Origin of the sequence: Demequina litoralis (assembly GCF_030418455.1) — a bacterium.
GTDB lineage: Bacteria > Actinomycetota > Actinomycetes > Actinomycetales > Demequinaceae > Demequina > Demequina litoralis.
Genome location: NZ_JAUHPW010000013.1, coordinates 49,722 through 68,418, shown reverse-complemented (window position 1 = coordinate 68,418; position 18,697 = coordinate 49,722). Strand labels below are relative to the sequence as shown.

Annotated in this window: 26 protein-coding genes; 4 read left to right on the top strand and 22 right to left on the bottom strand. The window is 71.3% G+C overall.

Going from position 1 to position 18,697, the window contains the following annotated elements; translation table 11 throughout:
- Positions 1-17: 17 nt before the first annotated feature.
- The 16 genes from QQX09_RS13905 to QQX09_RS13830 all read right to left on the bottom strand — a co-directional run bounded on the left by QQX09_RS13905 (position 18) and on the right by QQX09_RS13830 (position 10,367).
- Positions 18-1,142: a branched-chain amino acid aminotransferase gene (locus tag QQX09_RS13905; protein ID WP_301135859.1), complete on the bottom strand. Its 1,125-nt coding sequence runs from the start codon at positions 1,140-1,142 to the stop codon at positions 18-20.
- Between the two features lie 26 nt (positions 1,143-1,168).
- On the bottom strand, positions 1,169-1,540 hold the full coding sequence (locus QQX09_RS13900) for a type II toxin-antitoxin system death-on-curing family toxin (RefSeq protein WP_301135857.1): 372 nt from the start codon (positions 1,538-1,540) through the stop codon (positions 1,169-1,171).
- 6 nt (positions 1,541-1,546) lie between these two features.
- The gene (locus QQX09_RS13895; RefSeq protein ID WP_301135855.1) at positions 1,547-1,753 is read right to left on the bottom strand and encodes a ribbon-helix-helix protein, CopG family; all 207 of its coding nucleotides are present in this window, start codon (positions 1,751-1,753) and stop codon (positions 1,547-1,549) included.
- A 23-nt stretch (positions 1,754-1,776) separates the two neighbouring features.
- Positions 1,777-2,109, bottom strand: coding sequence for a DUF2568 domain-containing protein (locus tag QQX09_RS13890; RefSeq protein ID WP_301135853.1), 333 nt, complete (start codon positions 2,107-2,109; stop codon positions 1,777-1,779).
- A gap of 33 nt (positions 2,110-2,142) precedes the next feature.
- Complete coding sequence (locus QQX09_RS13885; protein ID WP_301135850.1) at positions 2,143-3,027, bottom strand: hypothetical protein; 885 nt, start codon at positions 3,025-3,027, stop codon at positions 2,143-2,145.
- A 65-nt stretch (positions 3,028-3,092) separates the two neighbouring features.
- On the bottom strand, positions 3,093-3,509 hold the full coding sequence (locus QQX09_RS13880) for an arsenate reductase ArsC (RefSeq protein ID WP_301135847.1): 417 nt from the start codon (positions 3,507-3,509) through the stop codon (positions 3,093-3,095).
- Positions 3,506-4,540 carry a metalloregulator ArsR/SmtB family transcription factor gene (locus QQX09_RS13875; protein WP_301135844.1) on the bottom strand — a complete coding sequence of 345 codons (1,035 nt, stop codon included), beginning with the start codon at positions 4,538-4,540 and terminating at the stop codon, positions 3,506-3,508. Before QQX09_RS13875 ends, QQX09_RS13880 begins: the two co-directional genes overlap by 4 nt.
- Before the next feature lie 24 nt (positions 4,541-4,564).
- Positions 4,565-5,536 carry a thioredoxin-disulfide reductase gene (trxB, locus tag QQX09_RS13870; RefSeq protein ID WP_301135842.1) on the bottom strand — a complete coding sequence of 324 codons (972 nt, stop codon included), beginning with the start codon at positions 5,534-5,536 and terminating at the stop codon, positions 4,565-4,567.
- A 74-nt stretch (positions 5,537-5,610) separates the two neighbouring features.
- The gene (locus QQX09_RS13865) at positions 5,611-5,853 is read right to left on the bottom strand and encodes a thioredoxin family protein (protein WP_301135840.1); all 243 of its coding nucleotides are present in this window, start codon (positions 5,851-5,853) and stop codon (positions 5,611-5,613) included.
- Between the two features lie 14 nt (positions 5,854-5,867).
- A complete protein-coding gene (locus QQX09_RS13860; protein WP_301135838.1) occupies positions 5,868-6,920 on the bottom strand; it encodes a permease in 1,053 nt (350 codons plus the stop codon).
- Positions 6,917-7,231, bottom strand: coding sequence for an ArsR/SmtB family transcription factor (locus QQX09_RS13855; protein ID WP_301135837.1), 315 nt, complete (start codon positions 7,229-7,231; stop codon positions 6,917-6,919). Before QQX09_RS13855 ends, QQX09_RS13860 begins: the two co-directional genes overlap by 4 nt.
- Before the next feature lie 75 nt (positions 7,232-7,306).
- A complete protein-coding gene (locus tag QQX09_RS13850; RefSeq protein ID WP_301135836.1) occupies positions 7,307-7,555 on the bottom strand; it encodes a three-helix bundle dimerization domain-containing protein in 249 nt (82 codons plus the stop codon).
- Between the two features lie 133 nt (positions 7,556-7,688).
- Positions 7,689-8,240 (bottom strand): hypothetical protein, encoded by a 552-nt coding sequence (locus QQX09_RS13845; protein ID WP_301135835.1) that lies wholly within the window; start codon positions 8,238-8,240, stop codon positions 7,689-7,691.
- A gap of 45 nt (positions 8,241-8,285) precedes the next feature.
- Positions 8,286-8,882 (bottom strand): hypothetical protein, encoded by a 597-nt coding sequence (locus tag QQX09_RS13840; RefSeq protein ID WP_301135833.1) that lies wholly within the window; start codon positions 8,880-8,882, stop codon positions 8,286-8,288.
- 63 nt (positions 8,883-8,945) lie between these two features.
- Positions 8,946-9,509 carry a hypothetical protein gene (locus QQX09_RS13835; RefSeq protein ID WP_301135831.1) on the bottom strand — a complete coding sequence of 188 codons (564 nt, stop codon included), beginning with the start codon at positions 9,507-9,509 and terminating at the stop codon, positions 8,946-8,948.
- A 69-nt stretch (positions 9,510-9,578) separates the two neighbouring features.
- Positions 9,579-10,367: an NADPH-dependent F420 reductase gene (locus QQX09_RS13830; RefSeq protein ID WP_301135828.1), complete on the bottom strand. Its 789-nt coding sequence runs from the start codon at positions 10,365-10,367 to the stop codon at positions 9,579-9,581.
- Here QQX09_RS13830 and QQX09_RS13825 point away from each other — a divergent pair.
- From QQX09_RS13825 to QQX09_RS13810, 4 genes are all read left to right on the top strand, one after another.
- Positions 10,333-11,226, top strand: a complete 894-nt coding sequence (locus tag QQX09_RS13825; protein ID WP_301135825.1) for an HNH endonuclease — start codon at positions 10,333-10,335, stop codon at positions 11,224-11,226. The genes QQX09_RS13830 and QQX09_RS13825 overlap by 35 nt on opposite strands.
- 93 nt (positions 11,227-11,319) lie before the next feature.
- Positions 11,320-11,718: a very short patch repair endonuclease gene (locus QQX09_RS13820; RefSeq protein ID WP_301135822.1), complete on the top strand. Its 399-nt coding sequence runs from the start codon at positions 11,320-11,322 to the stop codon at positions 11,716-11,718.
- A gap of 33 nt (positions 11,719-11,751) precedes the next feature.
- Complete coding sequence (locus tag QQX09_RS13815; protein ID WP_301135820.1) at positions 11,752-12,270, top strand: hypothetical protein; 519 nt, start codon at positions 11,752-11,754, stop codon at positions 12,268-12,270.
- A 43-nt stretch (positions 12,271-12,313) separates the two neighbouring features.
- On the top strand, positions 12,314-12,880 hold the full coding sequence (locus tag QQX09_RS13810; RefSeq protein WP_301135817.1) for a dihydrofolate reductase family protein: 567 nt from the start codon (positions 12,314-12,316) through the stop codon (positions 12,878-12,880).
- 4 nt (positions 12,881-12,884) lie between these two features.
- On the opposite strand, the gene QQX09_RS13805 is transcribed toward QQX09_RS13810, so the two are convergent.
- From QQX09_RS13805 to QQX09_RS13780, 6 genes are all read right to left on the bottom strand, one after another.
- A complete protein-coding gene (locus QQX09_RS13805; protein WP_301135815.1) occupies positions 12,885-13,106 on the bottom strand; it encodes a hypothetical protein in 222 nt (73 codons plus the stop codon).
- Positions 13,107-13,395: 289 nt separating this feature from the next.
- A complete protein-coding gene (locus tag QQX09_RS13800; protein WP_301135813.1) occupies positions 13,396-13,785 on the bottom strand; it encodes a hypothetical protein in 390 nt (129 codons plus the stop codon).
- An 89-nt stretch (positions 13,786-13,874) separates the two neighbouring features.
- A complete protein-coding gene (locus tag QQX09_RS13795) occupies positions 13,875-14,723 on the bottom strand; it encodes an ABC transporter permease (RefSeq protein ID WP_301135811.1) in 849 nt (282 codons plus the stop codon).
- On the bottom strand, positions 14,720-15,688 hold the full coding sequence (locus QQX09_RS13790) for an ATP-binding cassette domain-containing protein (protein ID WP_301135809.1): 969 nt from the start codon (positions 15,686-15,688) through the stop codon (positions 14,720-14,722). The genes QQX09_RS13795 and QQX09_RS13790 overlap by 4 nt, the downstream gene beginning before the upstream one ends.
- Positions 15,689-15,844: 156 nt before the next feature.
- Positions 15,845-17,656, bottom strand: a complete 1,812-nt coding sequence (locus tag QQX09_RS13785; RefSeq protein WP_301135806.1) for an AMP-dependent synthetase/ligase — start codon at positions 17,654-17,656, stop codon at positions 15,845-15,847.
- A 14-nt stretch (positions 17,657-17,670) separates the two neighbouring features.
- Positions 17,671-18,654, bottom strand: a complete 984-nt coding sequence (locus QQX09_RS13780) for an alpha/beta fold hydrolase (RefSeq protein WP_301135804.1) — start codon at positions 18,652-18,654, stop codon at positions 17,671-17,673.
- Between the last annotated feature and the right edge of the window lie 43 nt (positions 18,655-18,697).

Here is an 18,697-nt window from a genome sequence, read left to right as displayed (position 1 = left end):
CGGTCCGACGCCGGGCCTCAGCCCTCGGGGGCCGGAACCACCTCGCGCACCCATCCGTGCGGGTCCTCCGCGCGGCCGTACTGGATGTCGGTGAGGCGGACGCGCATCGTCTCCGCGACGGACGGGCCGTCGTCCTCGCTCCGCTCCGGCACCGACACGTCGAGGTCGTCGGAGACCAGGCGGGCGATGGGGGTGACCACCGCGGCGGTGCCGCACGCGAACAGCTCGACGATCTCGCCGGACTCCATGCCCTCGACCAGCTCGCTCAGCGCGATGTCGCGCTCCTCGACCGTGCGGCCCTCGTCGCGCAGCAGCGTGAGGATCGAGTCGCGGGTGACGCCCGGCAGGATGGTGCCGGTGAGGCGCGGGGTGAGCACCGAGCCGTCGGCGCGCACGGCCACGAGGTTCATGCCGCCGAGCTCCTCGACGTAGGTGTCCTCCCTCGCGTCGAGGAAGAGCACCTGGGAGCAGCCGTGCTCCTTGGCCTCCTTCTGCGGAAGCATGCTCGCGGCGTAGTTGCCGGCGGTCTTGGTGTCCCCGGTACCGCCCGGGTTGGCGCGGTGGTAGCCGCGCGAGACCCAGATCGACACGCCCTCGCCCGCGGCGCCCATGTACGCGCCCACGGGGGACGCGGTCACCAGCAGGTCGACCTCGGCGGCGGGCTGCACCAGCAGGCTCGCCTCGGTCGCGATGACCGTGGGGCGGAGGTAGAGGCTGGCGCCGTCCGTGCCGGACACCCAGTTCTGGTCCACCTCGACGAGGCCCTCGACCGCGGCGAGGAAGTCCTCCTCGGAGACCTCGGGCAGCGCCATGCGGCGGCAGCTGGCGGCGAGGCGCGCGGCGTTGGCCTCGGGGCGGAAGAGCTTGATCGAGCCGTCGGCCCACCGGTACGCCTTGAGACCCTCGAAGGCCTGCTGCGCGTAGTGCAGGACGGCGGCGGCCGGGTGCAGGGGGATGGGGGCGAGCGGGACGATGCGGCGGTCGGCCCAGCCGTCGCCCTCACGCCAGGTGGCGCGGGCCATGTGGTCGGTGAAGACCTTGCCGAAGACGGGGTCCTCCATCGCGAGCCAGCGCTCCTCGTCCGTCGCGGGGCGACGGTTGGGGATCACGGTGAACGATGCGGTGGGCGCCTGCGTCTCCATGGGGCGAGCCTAGACCCGTCGCGGGATCACCCGCGGGACTCGAGTCGCAGGCGGGCGGCGATCGCCCCCACGTCGTCGAGCGTGCCGTCCGCGACGGCCCACACGAGGTCGAACGCCTCCCCTTGCGACATCCGCACGCGGAAGCCGTTGAATCCCACGAAGACCACGGTCGCGAGCCAACCGAGCCGCTTGTTGCCGTCGGCGAGCGCGTGGTTGTTCACCAGCGAGTGGAGAAGGGCGGCGGCCTTGAGCTCGAGCGTCGGGTACGCGTCCGCGCCCATCAGCGTCGTGGCGGGCCGCGCGAGCGCGGACTCGAGCAGGCCCACATCGCGCACGGGTCCGAGACCGGCCACGCGGACCATCTCGAGGAGCTCGTCGAGCTCGATGTAGTCCGTCACGTGGCGTTACTCGCTGCCGAGACGTGCGAGCGTCTCGCTCCACTCGTCGAGCGCCTCCTCGGTGAGGCTCGCGAGGCGGTTGCGGCGGCTCACCTTCTCCGCGCGTTCCAGGACCGCGCGCCGCACGATCTCCTGACGCGAGAGCCCCTCCTCACGCACGAGCAGCTCGAGCGCCTCCTCGAGCACGGAATCCGTCCGCAGTGTCATCGCCATCATTCGATGGTATCACCGTGGTATCACTCGGGTGCGGGTCTCCCGCCCGTGAGGACCGTGCCGACGACCACCGCCGCCGCGTGGACCCCGAACAGCAGCGGCGCGCCCAGCACCCAGTACAGCGGCAGCGCCGCGAGCAGGATGAGCGTGCGGGCAACGAGCGTGGGGATGCGCCCGACCGGCCGCCGCGCCTTCGGCGAGAGGAAGGTGCCCCAGAAGACGGCGACCGCGATCGGCAGCGCCGCGGCGAGGGCCCAGCTGAGCGGGCCGTCGAAGCGAGCGAGCGGCCACCACGCGAGGGCGAGCAGGAGCGACAGCTCCGCGAGGAACACGAGGGACGCGCCGAACCATCTCACCTGGTCAGCATGGCACCGCGCGCGGCGCGGCGGCTAGAGCTGGATGCGGCCCGGGCGCGCCGCGGGGCCCTTGTCCTCCGGCGCGGCGGCCTCCTCGGCCGGCGTGGAGGCGCCGAGGTTCGCGGCGGTCGCGTCCGCGAGGTCGGCGAGCGGGATCGCATGGTCGATGCGCGCCCAGTTGCGGCGGAAGTCCGCGGCGATCGCGGACTCGAGGTCGCGCTCGACCGCGCGCGCGGCGCTCTTGCCCGAGTCGCCGCCCTCGTGACGGGCTGTCGCGAGGCGCGTCGCGGCGGCGAGGCGCAGGTCGCGCACGGTCCACCAGTGGTCGACGAACGCGTCGCGCGCGTCGTGCAGGAGCTGCTGCGCACGGCGGTAGCGGACGATCTCGGAGACCACCGCATCGTCCCGGGTCATCGATGCCTGGGCCTCGGGGTTGTCGATGCGCGGGATGACGTCGGCCGGCGTGGGGTCCTTGAGGATCGCCTGCCGGGCGAGCTTGACGACGAGCTTGTGCTCGAGGGTCTGCGGCGCGTCCGCCATCACGGTCTCGAGGCGCAGGTCGAGCGCGCGCCCGCGGACGGTCATGTCCTCGAGCGCACGGCTGATCTCGAGCAGCATGTCGATCGCGGGGACGGCCGCGCGCTGGCGCGTGGTGCCGCGCTCGAGGCGCGCCACCTGCTCGCGCAGCCCGCGGGTGATCTCCTCGGGCGGGACGAGCGAGGTGGGGTCCTTGGGCAGGGGCGGGATGAGGAGGTCGTGCGCGCTCGACAGCGCGACCGGCGCCTCCTCCGCGAACAGCCGGCGCCGCGTGCGCCGCTCCTCGACCCGGCGGGACAGGTCGAGGAAGCCTCCCACCGCCGCGCCCGCGAAGAGCGCGACGATCAGGCCGGGGACCAGGAACGACCAGTCGATCGACATGGTTCGAATCTAGGGCAGGCCGCGGGCCCCGACCAGGGACCCTGGTAGGAGGGACGATGCGGGGGTCAGGCGACGGGCTGCACGCCCAGCTCGTCGAGCAGGGTGAGGATGCGGCCGCGGATCTCGTCGCGGATGGGGCGGACGGACTCGATGCCCTGGCCGGCCGGGTCGTCGAGCTTCCAGTCCTCGTAGCGCTTGCCCGGGAAGTAGGGGCAGACGTCGCCGCAGCCCATGGTGATGACCACGTCGGAGGCCTGGACCGCGTCGGTGGTGAGCACCTTGGGGCGCTCCTCGCGGATGTCGATGCCCTCCTCGAGCATCGCCTCGACGGCGACCGGGTTGATCTGTTCCGCCGGCATCGAGCCCGCCGAGCGGACCTCGACGGCACCACCCGAGAGGTGGCGGAGGAAGCCGGCTGCCATCTGGGAGCGACCCGCGTTGTGGACGCACACGAACAGGGCGGAGGGCTTGGTGTCGGTCATGCGGATGCCTTTCGGATCGGGGGCAGGGTGAGGTCGGGAAGGAGGTCGCCGAGAAGGCCGCGGACGCGGCCGTCGATGTCGTCGCGGATCGCGGCCACGCCCTCGGCGCTGGCGAGGGCCGGGTCGCCCACCTGCCAGTCCTCGTAGCGCTTGCCGGGATAGATGGGGCAGACGTCGCCGCAGCCCATCGTGATGACCACGTCGGACGCGCGCACGGCGTCGTCGGTGAGCGGCTTGGGGAACGCCCCCTCGTCGCCGCCGAGCTCGTCGAGGTGGACGCGGACCTTGTCGTGGACCGATGCGGCGGGCATCGAACCCGCCGATCGGACGACCACGCGGTCGCCCGCGTAGCGGTGCAGCAGCGCGGCCGCGAGCTGCGAGCGGCCCGCGTTCTGGACGCACACGAACAGCACCTGCGGCGGGTAGTCGCCGGCCGGCGCATCGGCCTTGCGGATGTCCTCGAGCCGCTGCCACGCGAAGTGGCGCGTGAGCGGCACGAGGTGCTGCCGGATCGCGGCGCGGCGCGCGAGGCCCGTGTAGGACTCGCGGACGATGCGGTCGACCAGGGTCGGGGCGATCTCGGGGAAGCGCTCCGTCAGGCTGGAGATGACGGCCGCGAGGGCGCGGTCGACGTTCTCGAGCTCGATGTCGTGCGGGGCACGCTCCGCGCCGGCGGCGGGGACGAGGGTCTCGAGGAGCCCGCGCACGGCCGGCTGGTAGGGCTCGGCGACGCGGTAGTAGACCCACGTGCCGCGCCGCTCCGAGGCGACGAGCCCGGCCTCCTTGAGGGTCTTGAGGTGATGCGACACGGTGGGGCCGGAGACCTCGGCCAGCTCGGTGAGGTCGCACACGCACGCCTCGCCCTTCGGCGCCGAGGCGATCAGCGCGATCATGCGCAGGCGCAGCGGATCGGCCACGGCCTTGAGGACGGCCGCGGCGCGATCGGCGAGCTCCGGGGCGATGGTGTGCGCCTCGACCCGGGTCGCGACGCAGCTCTCGTGCGCGGGGTGGGTGGCGGTGGGGGTGGACATGACGGGCTCCCTCCGTTGGGATCCTTATGCGGGTTCGCCGGCCAGCGCCGGCTGGGCCTCGAGGTCGTCGAGGCTGTCGAGGAAGTGCTGGGCGTCGAGGGCGGCGGCGCAGCCGGAGCCGGCGGCGGTGATGGCCTGGCGGTAGCGGTTGTCGACGAGGTCGCCGCACGCGAACACGCCGTCGACGTTCGTGGCGGTGGTGCGGCCGATCACCTGCACGTAGCCGCCCTCGTCGGTGTCGATGACGCCCTTGACCAGCTCGGAGCGGGGCTCGTGACCGATCGCGACGAACAGGCCCGTCGCGGCCAGCGTCGACTCCTCGCCGCTCACCCGGTCGCGCAGGCGCACGCCCTCGAGCTTGGCGTCGCCGTCCAGGCCGGTCACCTCGGAGTTCCACACGAACTCGATCTTGGGGTCCGCGTGGGCACGGTCGGCCATGATCTTGGAGGCCCGCAGCTCGTCGCGGCGGTGCACCAGGTACACCTTCGAGGCGAAACGGGTCAGGAACGTGGCCTCCTCGACCGCGGAGTCGCCACCACCGACCACCACGACCGTCTGGTCGCGGAAGAAGAACCCGTCACAGGTCGCGCACCACGACACGCCCTTGCCCGACAGCCGCTTCTCGTCGTCCAGACCGAGCTCGCGGTACGCGGACCCGGTGGCGAGGATGACGGCCTTCGCGGCGAACTCGCCCGACATGCCCGTCACGACCCTCTTGACCGGGCCCTCGAGGTCCAGCGAGGTCGCGTCGTCGAAGATGACCTCGGCACCGAAACGCTCGGCCTGCGCCTGCAGGGTCTCCATCAGCTCCGGCCCCTGCACGCCCTCCACGAAACCGGGGAAGTTCTCCACCTCCGTGGTGTTCATCAGGGCGCCACCGGCCGTGATCGACCCGGCGATCACCAGCGGATGGAAACCCGCACGGGCGGCATAGATGGCAGCGGTGTACCCGGCAGGGCCGGAACCGACGATGATGAGCTCGCGCTGATTCGACATGTCTCTATTTAGGCAGACGTCACATCAAAGCGCAAGGGCGGTCACCGGATGTTCACCCGGCCCGCGCATCGTCCCTACGCCGTGCGCGCGGCGAGCAGCTCCTTGACCCGCGCTGCGGTGGGGACGAGGCCGGCGAGGACGACCTCCTCGTCGACGACGAGGCCCGGGGTGCGCATGATGCCGTAGGCGGCGATCTCGCCGTAGTCCGTCACCTTCTCGACGGTGGCGGACAGCCCGAGACCGTCGATCGCCTCGCGCGTGGCGCGCTCGAGGTTCGCGCAGTTCGCGCAGCCGGGGCCGAGGATCTTGATGTGCATGGCGGTGCCCTTTCTCAGAGGATGGCGTTGAAGAGGTAGCCCACCGCGACGATGCCGACGGCGACGATGCCGACGAAGGTCACGATGAGGCGGGGCTTGAGGACCCGCTTGAGCAGGATGGTCTCGGGCAGGCTGAGCGCGACCGTCGCCATCATGAAGGCGAGCAGCGTTCCCATGGGGACGCCCTTGGCGAACAGCACGTCGACCAGCGGGAGGATGCCCGCGGCGTTGGAGTAGAGCGGGACGCCGAGGCCGACGGCCACCAGGACGCCGAACGGGTTGTCGGCGGAGGCGTGCTCCGCGAACCACTCGGCGGGCACCCAGCCGTGGATCGCGGCGCCAAGGCCGATGCCCACGAGCAGGTAGGGCCAGATCTTGCGCAGGATCGCGCCGACCTCCTCGACGCCCATGCGGATGCGGTCGTCCCAGGTGAGCCCGTAGGCCGGGTCGAGGGGCTTGCCGCGCAGCTTGGTCTCGAAGACGAAGGGCTCAACGTACCGCTCGAGCTTGAGGCGGCCGATGACCCAGCCGGCGACGATCGCGATCGTGAGGCCCGCCGCGACGTAGAGGAGCGTGGGCCCGATGCCGAAGAGCCCGAGCAGCAGGGCGATCGCGATCTCGTTCACCAACGGGCTGGCGATGAGGAAGCTCATGGTGACGCCGAGCGGGACGCCCGCGGCGACGAAGCCGATGAACGCGGGCACCGCGGAGCACGAACAGAACGGGGTGACGACGCCGAGACCCGCGGCGAGCACGTTGCCCACACCTTCGCGCTTCCCACCGAGCAGCGCGCGGGTGCGCTCGACGCTCATGAACGAGCGGAGGACGGTGACGACGAAGATGATCCCCGCGAGAAGCAGCAGGATCTTGACGCTGTCGTAGAGGAAGAAGTGGACCGCTCCCCCGGCGCGCGAGTCGAGGTCGAGGCCCGCGACGTCGCCGAGCAGCCAGTCCCAGAAGGGCAGGTTGAGCGAGTACAGCGCCCACCATGCGAGCGCCGCGGCCGCGAGGGTCGCGCCCCTGCGGAGGCCGGGGTGGCCGGTCCGGGCGGGCGCGTCGGTGGTCATCGCGTGCTCGTGAGCGGGAGGGCGTCGAGCGGGGCCGGCAGGGCCGCGCAGAGGCGCTCGAGGGCGCCGTCGGTGAGGGAGTAGTCGATCCAGCGGCCGCGGCGGGCGCCCTCGATCAGCCCGGCGTCGCGCAGCTTCTTGAGGTGGTAGCTCAGCAGGTTGCCCGGGATCTCGGGGTCCGTCACGAGGTTGCACACGCACGAGGTGCCGTTCGCGAGCTGGGCGACCAGCTGGAGGCGGATCGGGTCCGCGACGGCGGCCAGCAGCGCCGCGTCGGCGGCATACTGTTCAGGAAATCTTGAACCAATCACCCTTGAAGCATCCACCCGCGGGCGCGACGATGCGCGGGACCGTGGTCCCAGGTGGTCGGGCTCTCAGCGGGACGGCTACATCCGGGACGTGCGCAGGTCGTCGAGGCGCAGCCAGGCGCGGTGCTCCGCGAGGGTGACGAGGTGCTGGTGCACCACCGCGGTGGCGGCGAGCTTCTCGTACGACTCGCGGACCATGCGCTGGATGAGCGGACGGTCGAACTCGATGAAGTGCTCGGCGAGATGCGTGACGGCGTCGTCGAGCGCGCGGTCGACATGCTCGTGGGCGGACTCGCGATCGAAGTGGTTCGCCGGCGTGATGGTCATGGCGATCTCCCTTCCGCGCCGTTGCGGAGGTTGCGGCCGTCGGGCCGGAGCCCGTGACGTTCACCTTTTGTTCATCTTCGCACCCGCCCGAGGTGCACTCAAGCGCGAAACCCGCGCCGCATCGTCCCTCCTGCTAGGGGGACGGAATGAAGGCGACGTCGTCGAGCAGCACCGCGAGATTGCGCCGGACGTCCTCCTCCGACGTGCCGTGGCGCGAGGTCGCGCGCACCTTCCAGGAGCGGTAGCCCGCGTCGACGACGAGGAGCGGGTCGGGCGAGGCGGCGGGATCCCAGCGGGCGTCGAGCGAGCCGTCCGGCCATTCGAAGCGCTGCCAGCCGTCCGCCTCGCCTGCCGTAGCCGGCACGATCTCGTAGGTGTAGACGGCGATGTCGCAGATGTCGCTGGACTCCTCGAAGTCACCCGAGTCACCGGTGCCGGTGTAGACGCACACGCGGAAGCCGGCCTCGGTCTGCTCGACCTTGACCCAGTCGTCGCCGACCACCTCGATGCCCTGCTCCGCGGCGGCGTGGCGGGCCACCGAGCCCTGCGCGCTCCTCGAGACCTGCCACGCGACCAGCACGGCCGACGCGGCGATCACCGCGATCGCCACGACGAGCCATCTCCGGTCGGCGCGCTTCGCGCGCGGCGGAAGCTGAGGCCCGTCGATCGGCGTCTCCGTGGTCACGTCATGCCCCCTTGGCGCCAGGTGGAACCTGCCCGCGCATCGTCCCTACGACGCGGGGACGAACTCGATCGTCTGGTGCAGCTCGTCCCAGTGCTCGACGAGCGCGTCCCAGCGCCCGTCCTCGTCGACGCCGGCGACTCCCACCCCGCCGAGCGTCACCAGCCATCGGTGCGCGCCCGCGTCGATGTAGAGCGGTCCGTTGTCGCCGTCCGAGGAATAGGCGTCGACGCCCTCCCACGGGTAGGGCTGCCACTCGCCGTCGCCGGTGGGATCGTCGGTCGCGGGCGTGATGATGTAGGTCGCGCCGGACAGCTGCGAGCGCGTGCCCACCGTCTCGGACACGAAGACCTGGTAGCCGCCCCCGGGAGGCTCGGTGACGGTCACGACGTCCGACGCGTGCTCCTGGACGGCGATGCCGTCCGCCGCCATCGCCGCTCGGGCTGCCGAGTCGACGGGATCCGTGAGCTTGTTCCAGGCGAAGACCGCGAAGGCCGCGACCACCACGATGGCGAGCAGCGCGGGCCACAACCGGTTGCGATGGTCGAGCGGCGCGACGCCGTCTCCCCCGGCGCTGACGCCGCCGATGGACGGGTCGACCGGACCCTGATCCTGGTGAGCGGACGGCTGCTGCCCTGCGATCATCGTGATCCCCCCTGGTAGTCCCGTCAGGCTAGCGCCGCCGCGTGCGCGAGACGAGGAGGCGCGTCACAGCGCGACACGCATCTCGAGGACGTCGTCGAGCACCGAGAACGCGTGGACAAGCTCGTCGCCGACGAGCGCCTCCTCCTCCCCCACCAGGCGCGCGGTCCACCAGCGCCCGCCCATGGCGAGCGCGAGCGCGGGATCGTTCCCGGGGCGCAGGTACGCGACGCCCTCGGACCATTCGATCGGCTCCCAGCCGCTCGCGTGCGAGACATCCTCGGAGGACGCCACGAGGTCGAAGGTGAGGGGCGGGCCGGGAACGCTCTCGTCGTACTGCTTGCGCACCTCGACCCGATAGCCGCCCTCGATCTCGCTCACCCGGGTGTGGTCGCAGTACGTGTCTCCGACGACGAGGCCGCTCGACGCGGCCGCCTGGCGCGCGACCGCATCGTCCGCGCTCTGGAGCCCGTCCCAGATGCAGAAGGCGACGAAGGCGACCAGCAGCAGGATCCAGACGCGCGGCCGGCGCGCGCGGGCGACCCCGGATCCGTCGCCCGGCCGCGGGGCGCGCGGGCCCGCCGGGTCGCTATCGGATCCGTGGCGTGGCGCACTACCCCAAGGCTTCATCGCACTAACCCCCCAGCTAGTGAGAGGCAGTGTAACTCTCAGATTTGGGACAGACCAGGGGCTTTCGGGCTACCCCTGGCGGACGCGCTCCACCGTCGGGAGGATCGCCTCGAGCTCGCCGCGCGTCGTGCGCACGGTGTAGGCGGGGGTGTCCCTCTCGACCCTCCACGACTCGGACAGCGGACCCACGTCGACCGTGTCGAAGCCGATCGCGTCGATGAAGGAGGCGACGAGGTGCTTGGCGGCCGGGTCGTCGCCCGCGATCGGGAGCGCGCGGCGGTCCAAGGTGCCGGACGGGCTGCCGTGCTCGGAGATCTCGGCCGCGTAGATGCTGTTGAACGCCTTCACCACGCGGGCGCCGGGCGCGAGGTCCTGCAGCAGCTGCGAGGTGGTCGTGCTGTTGTCGTCCAGCGCGGCGATGCGGCCGTCGCGCTGCGGGTAGTAGTTGTTGGCATCCATGACGACCTTGCCCGCGAGCGCACCGGCGGGGATCTCGTCGACCTTGCCGAGCGGGACCGCGACCAGGACCAGGTCGCCGCGGTGCGCCGCCTCTGCGGGGTGGGCCGCGCTGGCGTGGGGCCCAAGCTTGTGCACCAGGGGCGCGAGCGTGTCGGGGCCGCGCGAGTTGGACAGGACGACGTCGTAGCCGGCCCGCACCGCCGCGGCGGCGACGTTGGAGCCGATGCGACCGGAACCGATGATGCCGATGGTGGTCATGGTGGCGGAACCCCCTTCTGTTCGAGGGTATTCCGGTGGGCGGGATCGGGCCCGGTGGGACGATGCGGGGGTAGCTTCTCGCGACGCGTTGCGGCAAGCTGCGGGGATGGTCGAGGACAGCCGAACAATCCGGGCGCGCATCTTCCGGGACGTCATGGAAGCGAGCGAGGACGGCACTCAACCGCTCCACCGTGACTGGCTGCTCGACTACACGATCGACGGCGTGCGTCTCCCCCTGATCGACCCGCAGGGACGCGGCATCCGCAACCCTGGCGAGTGGCGCCACACCCTGTCCATCACCACAGTCGAGAACGGCCGCTACCCCGACCGCCAGGTACAGCCGGGCGTATGGCAGTACCCGTACTGCGTGAACAAGCACGGCAAAATCGACTCGTCCAACAACAAGCTGTTCGCGGCACATCGCGACGGCGTGCCGGTCCTGTACCTGTACAAGCCGATGCCGTACACGTATCTTCCTGTCGGAATGGTCGCGGCGGTGACCAGGGACGACTCGAGTCGTGAGTTCACGATCGCGCTCGCCGAAGGGGAAGTGCGAGCTACCGACCTCGTCTCGCCGATCGAGCGCGAATGGGCTCAGACCATGGTCGAGCGAAGGCTTCACCAGCCACGGTTCAGGGCGATCGTGATGGCCGCGTACGAGTCCCGATGCGCGATCTGCGCACTGCCCGAGGCCGCGCTGCTCGATGCGGCCCACATCCGGGGAGACAAGGATCCGAACGGCCAGCCCGTCGTGGAGAACGGCCTCGCGCTCTGCTCGATCCATCACCGCGCATACGACGGCAAACAGTTGGGAATTGACGAGGATCTACGCTTGCACGTACGCCGCGACATCCTCGAGATCGCCGACGGACCGGTGTGGGAGCACGCACTTCAGCGGCTCCCCGGGCGATCGCTGACGATCGTCCCGCGGGCACGCCGAGACCGCCCCGATCCGTATCGTCTCGGGCTCACCTTCAAGGAGTTCTTGGCCACCACGTAGCCTCGTGCGAGGCCGAGCTCTAACGCTCATGCCTATGCTCCGAGCGTGGACACAGCAGGTTCGTGGGCATCGAGCCCAGGTGTCGCGCGTTCCATGAAGGGCAACAAGAAGCGCGACACCAAGCCCGAGCTCGCCGTCCGCCGGCTCGTCCACGCGTCCGGCCTCAGGTACCGCGTCGCCGCCACGCCGATCAAGGGCGTGCGCCGCACCGCCGACCTGCTGTTCCGCCCGACGAAGGTCGCCGTGTTCGTCGACGGGTGCTTCTGGCACTCCTGCCCCGTCCACGGCACGAGCCCCCAGGCGAACAGCGAGTACTGGCTGCCCAAGCTCGAACGCAACCGGGAGCGCGACATCGAGACGACGGGCACGCTGGAGGACGCGGGATGGCTCGTCCTGCGGTTCTGGGAGCACGAGGACCCCGCCGAGGTCGCGGCGACGATCATCACGACCGTGCGGGAGCGCCGCGCCCGCGCCGAAACCCGAGAACCCTAGCGCCCTCCCCCGCTGACCAGGCACGATGGCCGCATGACACAGTGGTCGCGGCTCGTGGCAGCAGGCTCCCTGACGGTGCGCATCGTGCTTGCGCTCGGCGCGCTGCTCGTCGTGGTCAGCGTGCCCGAGCAGCTGCGCACGTGGGACGACCCGAGCGCGAGCGTCATCCCGGCCGAGCGGGCGATGCCCAAGGAGGCCAACTGGCTCCTCGGCGCGGTGATGCTCGTGACCGCGTTCGCACTCGTCGCCGGATGGATCGTCCGTCGCACCCGCGCCGCCGAGAACGCAGGCGTGGTCAAGGCCTGGCGCGTCGTCGCGTGGGTGACCGTGGCCGGGATGGCCGCGTGGATCGCCGTGCTCGCCGTGTCGCAGTGGATCGCCGTGCAGCCGAGCGACGCCGTGATCGGCATGGGCGCGCCCGGCCAGCTGTGGGACACGGTGATCGCCCTGCCGGCCATCGTGACGTTGGTGATCGCGGGCCGCGACCTGCGCGCGGTCACCCGTATGAAGACCCCGGACGACCGCGCCGCCGAGCCCGCGCATCGTCCCTAGCGACGGCGCGCGCACCTGGGGTGACGCGACCTACTCTGGCCGTATGGGTCGCCTCATCGTCGAGCAGATCGTCACGGTCGACGGCTTCGCCGCAGGCCCGGACGGCCGGCTCGACTTCATGCGCATCCCCGGACCGTTCGACGCGACGGACCCCGGGCAGATCGCGATGCTCGAGAACGTCGACGCGATCCTGCTGGGCCGCACCACCTACGAGCTGTTCTCCGACTACTGGCCCGGCAGGACCACGGACGAGGAGCCCCTCGCCGACTTCATCAACGAGACCCCCAAGCACGTCGTCACGAACACGCTGAGGCGCGCGCCGTGGGGCGACTATGCGTCGGCGACCGTCGAGGTGGGCGAGCCGCGCGACACCGTGCGCCGGCTCAAGCACCGCTACGACGGCGACATCGTGCTGTGGGGCAGCCTCATGCTCGCCGGCGCCCTGCTCCAGGCCGAACTGGTCGAGGTGGTGCGGCTGCGCATCGTCCCGGTGCTCATCGGCGAGGGCCGCACCACCACCCCGGGGCTGCGGCATGCGCGCACGCTGCGCCCCGTGGAGATCGACGCCCTTCCGAGCGGCCACGTCACGCTCGTGTACGACGTCCTCTGAGGGATCAGGCGGCGAGGGGCGTGACCCGTACGCGCCGGCCGCAGCATGCGCAGTAGCCGCTCCACTGCCGGATCCAGCGCACGCCCTCGCGATATCGGCGATCCTCCTTCGCCAGCTTCGCATCGAGGCGGACCTCGTCGATGAACTGATGACCGCGCGCCTCGCAGACGAACGAGGCGGACTGCGCGATCTGACCGACCTCTACTTGAGCGAGCACCTCCGGCATGGCGGCTCCTCTCTGAGCTGCGCGTCGTCCGCGGCCCGCCCCCGATGGCGGTCCTCGTGACGATGCGGCCAAGGGTAGGAACCCTCCAACGATGCACACAAGCACCGTTGGTCCCGTTTTTCCGGGTTTCGGGCGTGGGAGCGCCGCCCGGACATGAGGCGACCCCGAGATCGGGAACCCGGAACTGGAATGAAGAGGGCACCCGACCTCGGGGTCGAGTCAATTATCGGCGATGAATGGGGGCGGCGCGTCCAGATCGGAGCGGATTCGCCCGGCGCTCAGCCGAGGTCTAGTCGCAGTAGTCGCACATCCCGGTCGACGGGAGGTTGGTGAAGCACGTCGCGCACGTGGGGATCACGGCCTCCTCCACCTGCTTCGCGACGGCGGCGAAGCCCTTGGCGGCGGCCTGGTGCGCCGGCAGCTCGATCCAGTAGTTGTCGCCCTCCTGCGGGTGCACGGCGATGTAGCCGTGGGCGATGAACGCCACGGGGCTGGTGCTGCCCGCGGGCTCGAGCGCGATGAAGGCGCGCGACTCGGGGATGTAGACGTGCTCGTAGCTGAGGGTACGGACCACGTCGATGATCTGGTCGATGTTCTCGGCCGGGGGCTTGAAGTCCGCCAGCGCGGCCTCGAAGGTGCGGAAGTACGTCCGGGGCTCGATGTCCTGCGTCAAAGTCACCGGAGAATCATTCCCTACTCGGGAGGCACTCCGTGACAACTTTGGTCCCCCGATGCCGAAAATGGCTTGTCGACCAGGGCGGACGCGCGTCAGCGCGGGTTGCGGTACCGCCACATCGTCAGCGAGCCGAACACCGCGACGAGACCCGCGGACCACGCCAGCGTCACGCCCAGCTCGGGCCCGACCGGTGTGCCGTTCATGAACGCGCGCGTGGTGGTCACCAGGTCCGAGACCGGGTTGATCTCGACCCAGCCCTGGAGCCACCCGGGCATGGTGGACGGGTCGACGAAGATGTTGGAGCCGAACAGGACCGGCATGAGCACGATGGTCGAGACCGCCGTCACCGAGCCGGGCGTGCGCAGGATCAGGCCGAAGAACAGCCACAGCCAGCCGAGCCCGAACGCGAACGTGAGGACCACGCCGACGCCCGCAAGGACACCGAGGAACCCGCCCTCGGGCCTCCAGCCGATGAGCAGGCAGACCGCCGCCGTCACCGCCGCGCCGAGCGAGTAGCGCACGGCGTCGCCGAGCAGCATGCCGATGAGCGGGGACGGACGCCAGATCGGCAACGACCGGAAACGGTCGAAGACCCCGCGGTCGATGTCGGTGCGCAGCGTCGAGGCGCTGTACATCGTGATGAACAGCACCGACTGGACCAGCACACCCGGCGCGATGTACGCGATGTAGGAGTCGACGGACCCCGCGATGGCGCCGCCGAACAGGAAGGTGAACAGCAGCGTCATGATCACCGGGAAGAGCGTGACGTCCGCGAGCTGCTCGGGCACGTGCTTGATCTTCAGCAGGGCGCGCCAGCCGAACGAGATCGAGCTGCTGAGCGGTGACGGCCGTGACGGACGGCTGCCGCCGACCAGGGCCGCGGCGATCGCCTCGACCCGAGGCGCGCTCTCCTCCTGCTGCCGCGAGGCCTGGGCGGTCATGCGGCTGCCTCCCCCTCGTCGCCGGGTTCGGCGGCATGGCCGGTGAGGGAGAGGAACACCTCGTCGAGGGTGGGCTGGCCGAGCGCGAACTGCGCCAGGTCGATGCGCGCGTCCTCGAGCGCCGTGAGGGCGCGCGTGACGCCCGAACGGTCGTCGAGGCCCGCGACCAGCGCCTGCGGGTCGTGCGTGGTGTCGAAGCCGACGCCGAGCTCGCGGGTGAGGATCGCCCGTGCCGCGTCGCGGTCGTCGCGGCGCATCACCCGGACGTGCAGCGTGCCGGAGCCCACGGACGCCTTCAGCTCGCTCGACGTGCCCTCCGCGATGATCCGGCCGCGGTCGATCACGGAGATCCGGTCCGCGAGCTGGTCGGCCTCGTCGAGGTACTGCGTCGTGAGCATGACCGTGGTGCCGTGGTTCACGAGCGCGCGGATGATGTCCCACACCTCGTTGCGCGCCCGCGGGTCGAGTCCCGTGGTCGGTTCGTCCAGGAACAAGAGCTCGGGGCTCACCACCAGGGAGGCGGCGATGTCGATCCGCCGGCGCATGCCCCCGCTGTACTTCTTCACCTGCCGGTCCGCCGCATCGGCCAGCCCGAAGGCCTCGAGCAGCTGATCCGCGCGGCGCGTCGCGGCGGCACCCCGGTAGCCGTAGAGCCTCGCGATGAGGCGCAGGTTCTCGCGTCCCGTCAGGTCCTCGTCGACCGACGCGAACTGACCCGTGAGGCTCATCAGGCTGCGGACGGCGTCCGCCTCGCGCACCACGTCGTGATCGAGGACGCGCGCACGGCCCGCGTCCGGCAGGATCAGCGTCGCGAGCATGCGGATCGCGGTGGTCTTGCCGGCGCCGTTGGGGCCGAGGAAGCCATGCACTCCCCCACGAGGGATCGCCAGGTCGATCCCGTCGACGGCGCGCGTGTCCCCGTAGACCTTGACGAGCCCCTCGGTCTCGATCGCCAGACCAGCCATGACGGCCCTCCCCTGCCGCGCCGCGGCGCGACCCCGTCAGGCTACGTCGGGGCGGCGACGGCGGGAAGGCCCCCACCTGTCGGGGGCGCCGGGACGATGCGGCGGTCGCGGCACGCGGCCCGCTTCCCCATGCGTCACATGTGTCATTGGGAGTCGCTAGGAGCGGGCCGCCTTGGGCGCGCCGCCGGCGGGTGCGTAGATCGCCTCGATCACCTCGGCGAAGTGCTCCATGACCGTCTCGCGGCGCACCTTGAGCGAGGCTGTCATCTCCTCGCGGGCCTCGGTGAACTCGCGCGGCAGGATGCGGAACTCGCGGATCGCCTCGGCCCGGGAGACGTGCTCGTTCGCCGTGGTGATGGCACGGCCGATGAGCTCGCGCACCCGCTCATGGCGAGCGGCCTCCTCGACGGGCATGTCGGGCAGGTCGTGCGCCGCGAGCCAGGTGGGCAGCAGGACCGGGTCGAGCGTGACCACCGCCGACACGAAGTGGCGGCCGTCGCCGATCACCACGGAGTCCTGGATCGCCGGGTGGGAGCGCAGCGAGTCCTCGAGCGTGGCGGGCTGGACGTTCTTGCCCGAGGAGAGCACGAGGATCTCTTTCTTGCGGCCCGTGATCGTGAGGTTGCCGTCGTGGATCTCGCCGAGGTCCCCGGTCGCGAACCAGCCGTCGCGCATGACGGCGGCGGTGGCCTCGGGCGCGTTCCAGTAGCCGGCGAAGAGGTTGACGCCGCGCGCGAGGATCTCGCCGTCCTCGGCGAGCGTGATCTCGCAGCCGGCGATCGGGTGGCCCACGGTGCCCATGACCTGACCGGTGCTCGGGGTGCCCATGTGGGCGGCGGTGGTCTCGGTGAGGCCGTAGCCCTGCATCACGGTGACGCCGAGGCCGCGGAAGAAGTGGCCGATGCTCGGCGTCAGCTTCGCGCCGCCCGCGAGCACGTAGCCGAGCTGCCCGCCGAGAAGGTGGCGGATCTTCTTCAGCACCAGCGCGTTGGCGACGGCGTACTGCGACTTGAGGACGATGCCGGGCCCGCGGGACTCCTGAGCCTTCGACACCTCGCGCGCGACCCACGCGGACCAGCGGAAGATCCTCTTCTTGACGCCGGTCTGCGCGCCGTCGGCACGGTTGTAGATGGTCTCGAGCACGCGCGGGACGAGCGGCATCCAGGTTGGCCGGAAGGATGCGAGGTCCGCGGCGAGCGTGCGGTGGTTCGGCGTGTAGCCGATGACGGCCCCGGACGACAGCGCGAGCACCATCGCGAGGCGGGCGAAGACGTGCGCGAGCGGCAGGAACAGCAGCACGCGGGTCTGGCCCTGCACGAAGGCGCCGAAGTGCGGATCGAGCTCGATGTTCGCGCAGTGGGCCACCAGGTTGCCATGGGTGAGCATCGCCCCCTTGGGGCGGCCGGTGGTACCGGAGGTGTAGATGATCGAGGCGAGGTCGTCGAGCACCACGTCCGCGGTGCGCGCGTCGAGGGCGTCGTCGGTGACCTCCTCGCCCTTGGCAGCGACGGCCTCGAGGCCCTCGGCGGTGAGCGCGAGGGCGGTGGGGGCGTGCTCGAGCCCGGTCAGCATCGCGCGCTGCTCGGCTGTCTCCGCGGCCACGAAGCCGAGGCCCGCGTCCTCGACGATCCACGCGCACTGCGCTGCGGAGGAGGAGGGGTAGATCGGGACGGTGACGCCGCCCACCGCGAGGACCGCGAAGTCCATGACGGACCACTCGAGGCTCGTGTCGCCCATGACGCCGACGCGGTCGCCCGCGGACACGCCCGCGGCGATCAGACCCTTCGCGACGGCGCGCACGCGCCGCTCGAAGTCGGCGCGGGTGACGGTGTGCCAGACGCCGGACTCGTCCTTGACCTCGGCGAAGGGCGCGGCCGGGTCGGCCGCGGTGCGCGCGCGCAGGAGCGCGGTGAGGTCGAGGCGGTCGTCGACGGTGGCAAGGGCGGGGGACGTCATGCTGCTCTGCATGGAAGAAGCCTAACCTACGCAACCGTAGGTTGTTGCGGGCCGGAAGGCCCGGGGTCCCACCAGCGCGTGATGAGGTGCGCGTGCCGCGCCGGGTCGTCGAGCCACGGCTGATGGCCCGAGCCCTCCATGACGTGCACGGTCGAGTCGCGCGCGTGGCGCGCCCACGCGCGCACCCGCTCGGGGCGTGCGAACGGATCGCGGTCGCCGACGATCCACAGGCTGGGCATGCGCAGCGCCTCGAGCGTCTCCTTGCCGGCGACCCAGTCGGGGCGCAGGCCGCGCCAGGTGGCGGTGCGACGGATGAGCGAGAGCTCGTGCCAGTAGGTGTCGGTGTAGCGCGACAGCGCCATGCGCCACGCGAGCTCGGCGGCTGGCGGACCGCCCGCCTCGAGCAGATCCCCGTGGCCCATCGCGCGGAAGGACCGGCGCAGGTCCGCCTCGTTGACCTTGTGCGCCGCGACCACGCGGGCGACGGGGGTGAGCGCCGTCAGGCGCAGCTCGCGCGGCAGCCGCATGCCGCGCACCGCGGGCACGCCCTCGATCACGACGCTCTCGACGAGGTCCGGCAGCCGCGCGGCCGCCACCAGCACCGTGCCCCCGCCCGCCGAGTTGCCCAGCAGGTGCGCCGGACCGCCGACGAGCCCCTCGATCACCGCCGCGACGTAGGTGGTGATCGCGCGCCTGAGATCCTCGGGCGTCATCTGGGAGTAGTCGAGCGCCTCGCTCAATCCGCAGCCCGGACGGTCGACCACGATCGCGCGCACACCGGGCAGCGCGGCCACGAGCGGCACGAACACGTTGCCGGCGGTCGGGTTGCCGTGGACGAACACCACCGGCCGTCCCTCGCCGTGCTCGAGGACCCGCACGCGGATGCCGTAGTCCGGCACCTCGATCCAGCGTTCGACGGGCGCCATCCCGTGGAGCGCCCACACGTCCCGCTCGGCCGCGCGGTAGCGCTCGTCGTCGCGTCGGGAGACGCGCGGGGCCACGGTGGTCATGCGGCTGCTCCTGGGAGTGCGTGGGGGCTATCCCTCAGGATGC